At 38.2% G+C, this 12,058-nt stretch carries 15 protein-coding genes; 9 read left to right on the top strand and 6 right to left on the bottom strand.

The genetic code is table 11. The annotated features are described in order from the left end of the window. The first annotated feature begins 4 nt into the window (after positions 1-4). The 5 genes from IPI15_RS08130 to IPI15_RS08110 all read left to right on the top strand — a co-directional run bounded on the left by IPI15_RS08130 (position 5) and on the right by IPI15_RS08110 (position 2,665). A complete protein-coding gene (locus IPI15_RS08130; RefSeq protein WP_287401677.1) occupies positions 5-397 on the top strand; it encodes an ATP-binding protein in 393 nt (130 codons plus the stop codon). A gap of 15 nt (positions 398-412) precedes the next feature. After that, on the top strand, positions 413-844 hold the full coding sequence (gene ybeY / locus IPI15_RS08125; RefSeq protein WP_287401676.1) for an rRNA maturation RNase YbeY: 432 nt from the start codon (positions 413-415) through the stop codon (positions 842-844). A 470-nt stretch (positions 845-1,314) separates the two neighbouring features. Beyond that, positions 1,315-1,536 (top strand): type II toxin-antitoxin system HicA family toxin, encoded by a 222-nt coding sequence (locus IPI15_RS08120; protein ID WP_287401675.1) that lies wholly within the window; start codon positions 1,315-1,317, stop codon positions 1,534-1,536. 56 nt (positions 1,537-1,592) lie between these two features. Beyond that, entirely contained in the window at positions 1,593-2,000 is a 408-nt protein-coding gene (locus tag IPI15_RS08115; RefSeq protein ID WP_287401674.1) for a type II toxin-antitoxin system HicB family antitoxin, read from the top strand. A 185-nt stretch (positions 2,001-2,185) separates the two neighbouring features. Beyond that, positions 2,186-2,665: a low molecular weight protein-tyrosine-phosphatase gene (locus IPI15_RS08110; protein ID WP_287401673.1), complete on the top strand. Its 480-nt coding sequence runs from the start codon at positions 2,186-2,188 to the stop codon at positions 2,663-2,665. Positions 2,666-2,726: 61 nt separating this feature from the next. On the opposite strand, the gene IPI15_RS08105 is transcribed toward IPI15_RS08110, so the two are convergent. The 5 genes from IPI15_RS08105 to IPI15_RS08085 form a co-directional block, all read right to left on the bottom strand. Beyond that, entirely contained in the window at positions 2,727-5,276 is a 2,550-nt protein-coding gene (locus tag IPI15_RS08105; protein ID WP_287419820.1) for a zinc-dependent metalloprotease, read from the bottom strand. Positions 5,277-5,581: 305 nt separating this feature from the next. Further along, on the bottom strand, positions 5,582-5,908 hold the full coding sequence (locus IPI15_RS08100) for a type II toxin-antitoxin system RelE/ParE family toxin (protein ID WP_287401671.1): 327 nt from the start codon (positions 5,906-5,908) through the stop codon (positions 5,582-5,584). Continuing rightward, positions 5,898-6,113 (bottom strand): hypothetical protein, encoded by a 216-nt coding sequence (locus IPI15_RS08095; protein WP_287401670.1) that lies wholly within the window; start codon positions 6,111-6,113, stop codon positions 5,898-5,900. Before IPI15_RS08095 ends, IPI15_RS08100 begins: the two co-directional genes overlap by 11 nt. Positions 6,114-6,428: 315 nt before the next feature. After that, entirely contained in the window at positions 6,429-6,719 is a 291-nt protein-coding gene (locus tag IPI15_RS08090; protein WP_287401669.1) for a type II toxin-antitoxin system RelE/ParE family toxin, read from the bottom strand. Further along, entirely contained in the window at positions 6,709-6,945 is a 237-nt protein-coding gene (locus tag IPI15_RS08085; protein WP_287401668.1) for a hypothetical protein, read from the bottom strand. The genes IPI15_RS08090 and IPI15_RS08085 overlap by 11 nt, the downstream gene beginning before the upstream one ends. A gap of 456 nt (positions 6,946-7,401) precedes the next feature. Between IPI15_RS08085 and IPI15_RS08080 the strand changes: the two genes are divergently transcribed. Genes IPI15_RS08080 through IPI15_RS08070 form a run of 3 tightly spaced genes read left to right on the top strand, consistent with a single transcriptional unit; the run spans position 7,402 to position 8,408 of the window. After that, positions 7,402-7,740, top strand: a complete 339-nt coding sequence (locus IPI15_RS08080; protein WP_287419818.1) for a hypothetical protein — start codon at positions 7,402-7,404, stop codon at positions 7,738-7,740. After that, a complete protein-coding gene (locus IPI15_RS08075) occupies positions 7,737-8,075 on the top strand; it encodes a hypothetical protein (RefSeq protein WP_287401666.1) in 339 nt (112 codons plus the stop codon). Before IPI15_RS08080 ends, IPI15_RS08075 begins: the two co-directional genes overlap by 4 nt. Positions 8,076-8,087: 12 nt before the next feature. Further along, positions 8,088-8,408: a hypothetical protein gene (locus tag IPI15_RS08070; protein ID WP_287401665.1), complete on the top strand. Its 321-nt coding sequence runs from the start codon at positions 8,088-8,090 to the stop codon at positions 8,406-8,408. A gap of 496 nt (positions 8,409-8,904) precedes the next feature. Here the strand turns inward: IPI15_RS08070 and typA are convergent, their stop codons facing one another. Further along, the gene (gene typA / locus IPI15_RS08065) at positions 8,905-10,725 is read right to left on the bottom strand and encodes a translational GTPase TypA (protein WP_353738746.1); all 1,821 of its coding nucleotides are present in this window, start codon (positions 10,723-10,725) and stop codon (positions 8,905-8,907) included. 280 nt (positions 10,726-11,005) lie between these two features. Between typA and IPI15_RS08060 the strand changes: the two genes are divergently transcribed. Beyond that, a complete protein-coding gene (locus tag IPI15_RS08060; protein ID WP_287401663.1) occupies positions 11,006-11,875 on the top strand; it encodes a prolyl oligopeptidase family serine peptidase in 870 nt (289 codons plus the stop codon). The last annotated feature ends 183 nt before the right edge of the window (positions 11,876-12,058 follow it).

The raw sequence follows: 12,058 nt of genomic DNA, 5'->3' as shown, positions 1-12,058 counted from the left end.
AGGAATGATAATAAGACTATCGAGTAAGCTTAAAAGCATTAGCCAGGTAGAACCTTTTGCTAAAGAACTCAAAGAGAAATATAATCTCAATGAAGATGTATTTCCAAAAATATTGATCAGTGTCACTGAAGCTGTCAATAATGCCATCATCCATGGCAATCAAACAGACGAAAGAAAGCAAGTTGTCTTGCATTCAAAGCTTGCAGGCACACAGCTATTAATCTGTGTTGAAGATGAAGGTCGTGGCTTTGAACCGGGCAATGTTCCCGATCCTTGTTGTGCAGAGAATATTGAAAAGACAGGAGGAAGAGGCGTATTGATCATGAGATCACTTTGTGACAGCATACATTTCAGGAATAATGGTGCTACAGTAGAATTGATATTCAACATCAGATAATTCTCAATTTCAATTATGTCAAAGATCAACTTCTTCATCGAAGGAAATCCCCCAAAGATCAAATTTTCCAAAGCTTCATTCAGGACGGTTGCCACTGCTATCTTTAAGGATCATTCGAAGACACTTGATTATGTAAACATTATATTCTGCGATGACGAATACATATTAGAGGTTAATAAAAACCATCTCGACCATGACTTTTACACGGACATCATCACGTTCGATTATGACGAGGATGAAATTCAATCAGATATCTACATCAGTACTGAACGTGTCCTCGACAACGCCTCTAAAGAAAAAACAGATCCATCAAATGAATTGTACCGCGTCATGATCCATGGTTGTGTACATCTGTGTGGATTTGGGGATAAGACTACTAAGGAGGTGAAGGTGATGCGGGGGAAGGAGGAGGAGTATTTGAGGGAGGTTAAGAAGTTAGGAGGTTAGAAGGATAGAAAGATAGTGCACCAGTGGATAGTGCACCAGTTAACCAGTGATCCCAAGCGACAGTGTCGTTAGTTGTATAACTTGTTTATATATAAATTAAATTTCTGAATATTTCTATTTTTTTGAATGCTTAAAGTGAGGAAAATTAAGTTTAATTTATGCAGTTAGATAATTGAAAATCAATAATATTATTTTCAACGAAAGAAAGGGATGGTTGTGACTTCCCCTCTCGAGGGGTGGCTAAGGGCCGGGGTGGCTTATCATGGCCAACCATTATTTCTAATAGATTCTTTTCATAATCGACTAATGTCCAAACCAAAAGAACAAAACCATAACACCCCCTGCAGACTAGGAATAATTTTATGCCTCATATCGCTAATCTTCAACTAATTTTTTAAACATTTCTAATAAAAACGCGTTTAAATGATAGTAATTATACTATCTTTGAATCAACTAAAAAGCTGAAAACTATGAAGTCTTCAGAAGTACACCGTATTATTAAAAGGAATGGATGGACACTTGACAGAATAAAGGGAAGTCATTATATTTATGTAAAGGACAGTGTCATTAGAGTTGTGCCATTTCATGGCTCAAAGGAAATGGGAGAAGGTTTGAGGAAAAAATATAGACATGGGAAGCCACCCCGGCCCTTGGCCACCCCTCGAGAGGGGAAGGCACATGCTTGCACATAAATTATATTAAATATTACGACTGAAAAAGTAGGGCGGAAAAAATAAACTTTATATACATGGGCAATAAGAAATTAATCAAAATTATTATCGAACGAAGTGCTGAAGGCTTCTCTGCTTATGCCCCTGATATTAAGGGCATATATGGAATGGGTGATACGCCTAAAGAAGCTCAAGAGTCAATTTTGGAATCTATTAATTTGATCAAAGAATTAAATGAAGATAAGAATATACCGACAGCCCTGAGAGGTGAATATTCATTATCTTATAAGTATGATCTGGAGAGTTTTTTAAACTATTACAGCAAGATATTTACAAATGCAGCTCTGGAGAGAATTACCGGAATAAATCAAAAACAAATTCAACATTATTCTACAGGACACAGAAAACCCAGAAAGGAACAAATAAAAAAAATAGAATTTGCCTTGCATAAATTGGGCCAGGAATTAGTGGCGTTAGAGTTATAGGTATTAGAATTGTTGCAAGACCTGTAATTACTACAAACGCAAAGTTTTTGAAGCCACTAATTCCGAAGTTTTCAAAAAACTAAACTACATTAAAAGTATGCTAGCCGGCCTCATAAGAAAGTTGAATATTCTTATTTCCAACCCTTCTAACCCCTTAACCTCTTAACTTTTTAACCTATGAACCTATGAAAATCCTCCTCGTCTGCCTCGGAAACATCTGCAGAAGCCCAATGGCTGAAGGGATTCTTCGTGATAAAATTGAAAAAGCGGGTCTCGACATCCAAGTCGATAGCGCCGGCACTGCCAATTATCATGTTGGTGAACCACCACACAAGTATACCATCAAAGTAGCAGCAGAAAATGGACTCGATATTCGTGATCTGAAAGCAAGGCAATTTCAAACCAAGGATTTTGATGATTTCGACATCATTTATGTCATGGACAGCTCAAACCATTCTGATGTGATGCGCCTTGCTAAATCCGATATTCATAATTCCAAAGTCCGGTTCTTTCTAAATGAATTGAACGAGGGCAATTCCGTTAACGTTCCAGATCCATGGTTTGGTGGATATGACGGATTTCAGGAGGTGTATAAGTTGTTAGATAGGACGTGTGATAATATCGTCAACAAGCTTATAAACAGTCGAATCAATAGTTCCGATTAGGAAATATTCACAGACGATTAAAAGCCACCCCGGCCTTTGGCCACCCCTCGAGAGGGGAATTCTAATCACCCTTATCTCCCTTCAATGCCTTATATATCCTCATCTGAAGGTCATCGTAGTGGTATTTTTCGACAGCGCTCCTCGGCTCAATGGCCCTCGCACTTGCAATTTTTCGGAGTTTTGTAAGATGCCCTCGGACGATGGAAGGTACATCTGAATCATTAAGATTGACAGTGAGTGGTTTCCTTCCGGAAGGTGTTCCAACACTAATACCGATAGAAGATTGACTGCCCGGCGTCAATAAACTTATCATCTTAGAAATATATATTTTCTGAAGATTCCGATCATAAATGTTTGTTTCCCCACCTTTTAAAATAATCGTGGATTCTAAATCAGTCAATAATTCATCCACAGAGTATCCATCTTTATTACCAAATTCCATTAGCCTGATTAGCTTATCAGGTGAAAGCACGGTATTGAGGGCACTTTCTTGTATTGAATTGATTACTTCAATACCACTTTCCGGCCTGATCTTGCTGATGATGTTCATATCCATGAGCCATAATGGCGCTGTAAATGCATATTTATTAAGAAAAGAAACCGCTTCTTTCTGTGTCGCTTTAGGGACAGGTCTAAAAGGTTGACCCACCATGTCTGATGTCATAGGATCATCATAAACACCACCAACATTCTTAGCCACATGACCCATATATCTTCTATACTGCCCTATCAGAGCATCATAAACTTCTTCTAGTTCGGCATAACTTTGACCGTCTTTTTTACTCCATTCGACCAGCTTTGGTAGGATCCGTTGAAGGTTTTTAATACCATAGGCTGATGCCTTCATCGCATTGTCACCCAGGTCTTCTGTCTGAAATCGGGGATCATATTGACTTATTTCTGTTCCGAAATGTAACCTTGGATTCTTGTAGGCCTCAATGATCATCTTATTTAACTGGCTGCGCTCATCTTCTTCACTACTTGAATTGATATTGCTGTAACCCCATTTGATCGCCCATTTGTCGTAATCTCCGATCCTCGGGTACAAATCTGTAACTCCATCTTCCGGTTGTGCGACATAATTAAATCTGGCATAGTCCATGATTGAAGAAGTATGTCCATTGGCTGCAACCCAATTTTTATCTCTGAGTTTTTCGACAGGTGTCGCACTACTGGCGCCCATATTATGTCTTAGGCCTAAAGTATGTCCGACCTCATGACTGGAAACGAATCTAATTAACTCGCCCATCAGTTCATCATCGAATTCAATTTTTCCTGCTCGGGGATCAGTAGCACCTGCCTGGATCATGTACCAATTGCGCAGTAATCGCATGATATTGTGATACCAGCCAATATGACTCTCCAGGATTTCTCCGCTTCTGGGATCGCTTACATTCGGTCCATAGGCATTCTGAATGTCTGCTGCAAAATACCTGATTACCGAGAATCGTGCATCTTCCAGACTCATCGTCGTATCATTTACAGGCCAATTTTCACCACGAATTGCATTTTTCCAACCGGCATTTTCGAAAGCTACATTCCAATCATTTACACCGTCGATCAGATATTTTCTCCATTTGACCGGAGTGGCAGGGTCTATATAAAATACTATTGGTTTAGCAGGTTCTATAAGCTCTCCTTTGAGCTGTCGTTGTTTGTCAGCATCATTCTTTGGCTCAAGCCTCCATCTGACTACGAAAGTTTCTTTATCCGCTTTCTGAGAGTTTTCATCGAATAGTCCGCGTTGATTGAAGAAATATCCGACCCTGTTGTCAAACATGCGCTTTTTCATCACATCCTTTGGCAATAAAATGATAGAAGTATTTAATTCCATAGTCACAAATCCTGCATCAATTCCGGATGGCAAATAATTTCCGGGAGATGGAGATGGTGAAGATGAAATAGATAGGGGGACGATGTCATAAGTCTTCGTCGTCCGGATCTCAATGTTGATGGGGTATGCGGAGATCCTATTGATAAAGGAGGATTCCTTTTGAATAGATTTCAATTTGAGTAATTGCTTTCTAACAGAACCAAGTCCGAAGCTCTGTTCGTCGCCGTTGAAGTAATCTGTGACATCTATCACATAGGATTTGTTATTGGCGGAAGTTTTTATAGCTTTTATGTCAAAGGAAGCTATAATCGGATCCGAATTGGAATTCAGCACCGATTGGAAAATTGGTTTACTGCTGTCGGGGCTATTCACCACAATGGTATTGCTTCTGATAAATAATTTATTGGCCGGACCTTTTTCCCAGTGTAACATCTGTCTTTTCACTTCTTCGCCACCGTATATACCTCCGCCAGCAGCAGTCTTGGAATACCTTGTTACTGCCATCATTGATCTATTTAAAATAGAATCACTGATCTCAAAATACCATTTTTCTTTGACCCTGTGCACTGTAATGAGTCCATACTGGCTTACTGCGGACGAGTCTATGACAGTTTTATAAGGCTTTGGACCTTCACTTTTTGCACTTTTATCTTTCGGTGTAGTGTCTCTTTTGGCAGAGGCATCTACAACTTTTACAACTTCTTTTTTATTCCTTTGGGCAAAATTGACCTGAGAGATAAAAAGGATGCAAAAAATAATTATGAGGTAGCGCAACATAGTATTTTAGTTTTTGCCAAAACTATTAAAATAGAATCACAGTACAAAATTGTTATCAAAATAAAGTTATCAAAGCTTTCCTTTAAAAATAAAAGCTCCGAATCAAAAAATTTATGATTTTAAGTCTTCGAAAGGTCACTAGTCAGAGAATGGCGCCAGCTTACAAGCTAGATACTTATGGTTTTATTTATATTTATTGGATAAATTGTGTGGAAAGAAATGGGGAATGGGTTGAAAGGAATTGAAGGTGTAATGACACCAATGAGGTTAAAAGCACAAAGCTCGATCTAGTATGGGCTTTCACTCTACACATAATCCTTAATAAGTTCCTGTATTTGCTTGTCTGTTAGGTTATCATTTTCGCCTTTGGAATAAATGGAGAAAAGTAGAACAGAAGTTTGTGTAACTTTTACAAAAGACAAAACCCTTGCACCGCCTGATTTTCCTTTGTTCTTAGAGGCAATAGCTAAACGGATTTTAAAAATGTCATTGCCTAGTGATTTGCCAATAGTTGGGTTTTCTTCCAATTCGGCAAACAGTTTTGCCAGCTCGTTTTTAAGAGAAGGATATTTTTTGCTAAGTCTTTTGGCTTCCTTTTTAAAGTTAGCAGATAGTTCAAGCCTATAACTCATTCAAAAAATCTTTAGCGGATGTAGTTTTTAATTTTCCTTTTTTGAAAAGGCTTACTTCTTTTAGCCCTGCCTTAATGTTATCCAAAACATTATCTTCTATAGACTCATCATCCGTCTCAATTTTTTTAACGTAATGCAGGTTTTTAGCCAGTTCTAAAAAGTGGTTGTATTCTTTGTCTGTGGTATATACAGTTACGTGTCTCATGCTATTTTACTGTTTTAATAATTTGTTCAAAGAATGTCAAAAACATTTGTTTGTTAAGTGAAATGTTTCTCCGCTCGCGCCAGTCTGTGAACGTTGACCTATCGAATCGAATAAACAAATTTACAATTTCGATTGATAAAATACAAACATGAAAGTAGGGCTTAATGTTTCAGTTAGTGGTACAAGATTTAACTTGCCCTGTTGCGCCAGTTTGTAACGAGGGACATTTCTAAAGTTAATATTATGTCTTCGCAAGGTCGCCAGTTAAAAACTGGCGCCAGCGTATTAGCTAGATATATGTGATTTTAATTAAATTTACGGTCTTTTATTTGGATTTCTTTTGTTGTGGAAGCAGGAAAGAATCTTAACCGTATTGTTATCTTCATCGATGATAAAATACAAGGAATGCGGAAACCTTTTAATCTTTAATGCTCTGACATTTTTATAACGAACTCTATAAAATGGAGTTTTTTCCAATGTGGTATAGGTTTCTTTCAGAACGGCAAGAAAATTTATTGGTGCATCTACGCTGTACATAGCATAATAATCAATGGCGTTTTCAATCTCTTTTTGAGCACGTGGAGAAACGATGATTTTATAAATCATACTTTTTATTGAGCTGGTCAATAGAATCTTCACCAGAGATATAAGTGCTTTCATCTTCCTGTAATCGTTCGTCCAACACGGCTTTCATATCCACAGAAAGGTCAAAATCGCTGTCATCCTCTTCCACAATAATGGTTATGGGCTTTGATTTAAAGGTAGCTTTTATGGCATCCAGTATATCTGTACTTACTTCCTGTGCTGATGTTAAATGATATGTTGTGTACATAATAACTTAATTTAAAATTTGTAAATTTTGATTAAAAAATTTCTGAAAAATAAGCCTAGTCAGCATTATGTCATTGTTTATTAGGCTTTCTTCTTCTTGTCTTCTTGTAATTGGTTTATCAGATGTAACTTCCCCCGCTAAAGCCAGTCTTTGCCTATTATCCTGCTAAGCGAATATACAAAATTACAATTTCGCTAGTTATAATACAAACATGAAAGTAGAGCTTAATGTTTCCTATAAGTAGATGAACTTTTAGATTACGCTGTTGGCGCCAGTTTTTAAATGGTGATAATCTAAGTTGATCTTATAGTTTTCCTTAAAAACAAATGATTGTAGGTCTTCGCAAGGTCACCAGTCAGAGACTGGCGCCAGCGTACTAGCTAGATATTTGTGGTTTTATTTATATTTATCGGATATTTGATTGGAAGAACATTGGGAATGGGTCGAATGGAATTGATGGGATACTGGCGCCAGCATGCGGGAGCAAGTGGCGGATCAGGGGTTTCAGCTCCAGGATTCGATCTGTCAGTGCAAATAAATATTCATGAAAGAACGGATTTAAGCAGACCAAGCTCTTTAGAATATATTGGCGGTGCGGCTGCAGGTGGATCAGTTGGCCTGGGTTTAATTGGCGGATACTCTAGATCTGTTCAAATTCAAAATGGTTCAATTAAAAAAGCTCCAGGATTTCATACTAATTCAGCAGGAATAGGTGCAGGGGGTGGGATTCCATTGGGGGCGAGAACTAGTATTAGTAAAACAGGGGTATTATTCACTAAACTTCCTCAACCATGAAATTTTTATTAAGTTTTATATGGGTACTTGTGCTCTCGGGTTGTGGTGATGAGTGTGAAAATGCAGTAAATTATTATAAGAATCAACGAGTTAATTTAATTTTAAAAAAGATTCCTATCCAAGGACGTTCTTTTACTCTTTATGGGGTTAGTCCTGTTACAGGTAGGGATGAAAAGTATTATGATTCTGGTGGAAGTTGGGGGATATATTACAAAAAATATTTAGAAAAAGGCGATACAATTGTCAAAAGGGAGGGGGAGTTAAAAATATGGATTCATAAAAAAGATACAGTATTAGTTATACCATTTAAGTGCCATGGCATAACCTATGAATAAAAATTTGAAAAAATGGTATTAATCGTCAAACTATTAGGCATTTTGTTTTTAAGTTTTAACTTATTTACAATTTGGAAGATATATAAGGCCAATATTTACAACAAATGGTGGAAGTATTTATTACCTGTATTTATCAATTTTCCAACATTTTTTGCTGATAAGAATATCGGGTTTGACTGGAAGTTATTAAGTTTTTATTTCCTTGGAAGTGATTTAATGCTTGGCTACCAGGATTTTTATTCGGCCGCCGCCATACCCATAGGTTCATTATATATTTGGTGGAAGTTGCGGGGATGGGAGGTGAATAAAGAATTTGATCAGATCGGTGGATAAGAAGCTAATTAAAAGCCTTGCAGATGCGGGGCTTTTTTTATTTAGCGAAAGCGAGTTTAGTTTTATAGTTTTGGATGACATTGTTAATGAGGAAAAACAGATGTTGTTTGGTATCTTGGTCGAGCTTTTCGATGTCCTCGATACATTTTAGCAAATCTTTGTCTAAAGCGGACAGCTCCTCTCTCGCGCCTTTTTGTGACTGGTGACATTACCTAAAGTTATTATTAAGTCTTCGCAAGGTCACCAGTCATAGACTGGCGCCAGCGTGCAAATTTGATATTTACTGCTTTATTTATCACTTTCGGAAAATTGACTGATAAGAAGTCGAGAATGGGTTGAAATGGATTCAATGGGAAACCTTCACCATTATTGCACAAGAATTCTTACGGAGCGGCCTACAGCCTATAGCCTGCAGCCTACAGCCTAAAAAATCCACATAAAAACAAAAGGCGACAGAATCTCTCCCATCGCCTTTATAATTTATAATAATTCGAACTTACATTTTAATCCCTGCCAATGCCGGGTTAGCGTTTTTCTTTCTTTCGCTTTCGTTTAATACGATTTTACGGATACGCTGAGCATTCGGTGTGATCTCTACATATTCGTCCGCCTGGATGTATTCCATCGCTTCTTCCAATGAGAACTTCTTAGCAGGTGGCATCTTCGTAGCATCGTCTTTACCCGCTGCACGGAAGTTGGTCATCTGTTTTGCTCTTACGATGTTGATCACAAGGTCATTCTCACGGATGTGCTCACCCAAGATCTGTCCTTCATAGATCTCCTCACCCGGATTGACGAAGAAACTTCCTCTATCCTGCAATTTATCGATCGAGTAAGCCGTACAAGGACCTGTCTCCATAGAAACCAATACACCCATATTTCTTCCTGTGATATCACCTTTCCATGGCTCGAATGCCTTGAATCTGTGGTTCATCACCGCCTCACCTGCTGTAGCAGTAAGGACTTGGTTTCTAAGACCCATGATACCTCTTGAAGGAATGTTGAACTCCAAATGCTGAAGATCACCTTTTGGCTCCATGATGGTCAATTCACCTTTTCTCTGAGTAGCAAGCTCGATCACCTTACCAGATAATTCAGCAGGAACGTCCACTATCAATGTCTCGATCGGCTCATGTTTCTTGCCATCTATTTCTTTTACGATTACTCTTGGCTGACCCAATTGTAATTCGTATCCTTCTCTGCGCATAGTTTCCACCAATACTGAAAGGTGCAAAATTCCTCTACCATATACCATGAAGGCATCAGGTGATTCTGTATCTTCTACTCTAAGCGCAAGATTCTTTTCAGTTTCCTTCATCAAACGCTCTCTGATATGTCTTGATGTTACATACTTACCATCCTTACCGAAGAAAGGACTGTTATTGATCGTAAACAACATGTTCATCGTAGGCTCATCGATCTGGATCGCTGCCAATGCTTCCGGATTCTCGAAGTCGCAGATGGTATCTCCGATCTCAAATCCTTCCAAGCCAACAACAGCACAAATGTCACCACTCATTACTTCAGTTGTTTTCACCCTGCCAAGACCTTCGAAAGTGTGTAATTCTTTGATACGGCCTTTCAACATTCTACCATCTCTTTTCGCTAGTGTGATTGGCTGACCTTCTTTAATAGTACCTCTCAATACACGGCCGATGGCGATACGACCTACGAAGTTTGAATAATCGAGTGAAGTAACTTGCATTTGAAGTGTACCTTCCTGAAAAGGCGCAGGAGGTATATTTGCAACTATCGAATCCAAAAGGGGAGTAATATCATCAGTTTTAACTCTCCAGTCTTCACTCATCCATCCCTGTTTAGACGAACCGAAGATTACCGGGAAGTCCAATTGGTCTTCAGTAGCATCCAAAGCATGGAAAAGGTCGAAGATCAATTCGTGGATCTCGTCAGGACGACAGTTTTCTTTATCTACTTTATTTACAACTACGATCGGTTTAAGACCGAGTGCAAGTGCTTTCATCGTCACGAAACGTGTCTGAGGCATAGGGCCTTCAAATGCATCTACCAAAAGGATCACACCGTCAGCCATCTTCAATACCCGCTCTACTTCACCACCGAAATCGGCGTGACCTGGAGTATCGATGATGTTGATCTTAACGCCCTTGTACATGACAGAAACGTTTTTAGCAACGATGGTAATACCACGTTCGCGCTCAAGGTCATTGCTGTCGAGGATCAGTTCACCGGAAGATTGGTTATCTCTGAATTGATTTGTCTGGTGTAGGATTTTATCGACAAGGGTAGTTTTACCGTGATCGACGTGGGCGATAATCGCTATGTTGCGGATTTCTTTTATCATTAAGTGCCTATTTTTGAAAAGCGGTGCAAAGGTACGCTTTTGTGCAGAAATAATGCATAATTTATTAAATATTAATCAATTATAAAATATATTTGGTGAAAAGGAAGGATGAAAAAATTATATTTTACCAGAATTGATTTTACTTTTATATTAAATTACATTTTATCCATTATAAATTTTCCAGATTTCGCCTTTTCTGATACAATTATTGACCATGAAAGAAAGTTATTAACTATTGGGAGCATCACTCGGAACATTATTTCAGAAAAACCAACCAATGATTAGATCTAAATTATTAATAACCATCTCTTTTGTAATGTCCCTATTTCTGGGTTGCGTGAAAGAAGATTCCATCAATAATGTAACTAGTTACGATCCGAAAAAATCTTTTACAATCACTGATCTTTCATATGGAATCCATTCCCAACAAAAAATGGACCTTTATCTGCCTGTAAACAGAAACTCAGACAGCACCAAAGTTTTCATACTAATACATGGCGGAGGCTGGAGTGCAGGAGATAAAGCTGACTTTAATGACCTTTTCAATGGGCTAAAATCAACTTATCCCGACCATGCTGTCATGAACCTTAATTATCAGCTCGCTACTCCGGGAAGTCCGGGTTATCCAAAGCAGATAAATGATATTCAGCAAGCAATAGACGAAATTCAATTGCCCAAGTACAATCTCTCTAAGCAATATTTTCTCTTTGGCGCATCTGCCGGAGCTCATTTATCAATGTTATACGGTTATGCATTCGACCCGAATCTTTTTGTAAAAGGCATTTGTAATACTGTCGGGCCGACTGATCTGACAGATACCGCCTATATAAATCATCCGATATATAACGCAATACTTGGTGGACTCGTAGGAAATGTCACCTATTCCCAAAACCCTGCTTTATATGCTGAGGTAAGTCCTGCCAAACGTGTGACAACTGATTCCCCAAAAACCATTTCTTTCTATGGTTCAGTGGACCCTTTGATTCCCGTCACGCAGATGTCTCTGTTGCAAAAAGCACTGGATGCAAATGGCGTAGAATCAGAAGCTACCATGTACATGGGTGATGGACATGGGAATTGGTCACCTGAGAATGCTCAGGATTATTTGGTGAAGATTATAAGTTTTATAGATAAATATTTTAAGTAATAATTTCGCACGAGTCTTTTAAAATCAGATTAGGATTCAAGTTTGTAAGTCAAACTTGATCTTTTTATTAATATAATAAACAGCGTTTCACTTTTTGTGGTCGTTATCAAAATATATAACACAGATCAGTAGTTCAATTTCATCTATTAACTAACACGAGTATGCCATAAAACATTTATGGCT

It is taken from the genome of Candidatus Brachybacter algidus, assembly GCF_016707225.1.
Lineage (GTDB): Bacteria > Bacteroidota > Bacteroidia > Chitinophagales > Saprospiraceae > Parvibacillus > Parvibacillus algidus.
Note: the sequence above shows the minus strand (reverse complement) of the source record. Positions and strands in the feature narration are given on the sequence as shown.

Bases quoted from the DNA above. Each gene is read 5' to 3' on its own strand.
- IPI15_RS08070 (WP_287401665.1), top strand. From the start codon at position 8,088: ATGGTATTAATCGTCAAACTATTAGGCATTTTGTTTTTAAGTTTTAAC.
- ybeY (WP_287401676.1), top strand. From the start codon at position 413: ATGTCAAAGATCAACTTCTTCATCGAAGGAAATCCCCCAAAGATCAAA.
- IPI15_RS08090 (WP_287401669.1), bottom strand. From the start codon at position 6,719: ATGATTTATAAAATCATCGTTTCTCCACGTGCTCAAAAAGAGATTGAA.
- IPI15_RS08085 (WP_287401668.1), bottom strand. From the start codon at position 6,945: ATGTACACAACATATCATTTAACATCAGCACAGGAAGTAAGTACAGAT.
- IPI15_RS08120 (WP_287401675.1), top strand. From the start codon at position 1,315: ATGAAGTCTTCAGAAGTACACCGTATTATTAAAAGGAATGGATGGACA.
- IPI15_RS08060 (WP_287401663.1), top strand. From the start codon at position 11,006: ATGATTAGATCTAAATTATTAATAACCATCTCTTTTGTAATGTCCCTA.
- IPI15_RS08105 (WP_287419820.1), bottom strand. From the start codon at position 5,276: ATGTTGCGCTACCTCATAATTATTTTTTGCATCCTTTTTATCTCTCAG.
- IPI15_RS08130 (WP_287401677.1), top strand. From the start codon at position 5: ATGATAATAAGACTATCGAGTAAGCTTAAAAGCATTAGCCAGGTAGAA.
- IPI15_RS08100 (WP_287401671.1), bottom strand. From the start codon at position 5,908: ATGAGTTATAGGCTTGAACTATCTGCTAACTTTAAAAAGGAAGCCAAA.
- IPI15_RS08110 (WP_287401673.1), top strand. From the start codon at position 2,186: ATGAAAATCCTCCTCGTCTGCCTCGGAAACATCTGCAGAAGCCCAATG.
- IPI15_RS08080 (WP_287419818.1), top strand. From the start codon at position 7,402: ATGGGATACTGGCGCCAGCATGCGGGAGCAAGTGGCGGATCAGGGGTT.
- IPI15_RS08095 (WP_287401670.1), bottom strand. From the start codon at position 6,113: ATGAGACACGTAACTGTATATACCACAGACAAAGAATACAACCACTTT.
- IPI15_RS08075 (WP_287401666.1), top strand. From the start codon at position 7,737: ATGAAATTTTTATTAAGTTTTATATGGGTACTTGTGCTCTCGGGTTGT.
- IPI15_RS08115 (WP_287401674.1), top strand. From the start codon at position 1,593: ATGGGCAATAAGAAATTAATCAAAATTATTATCGAACGAAGTGCTGAA.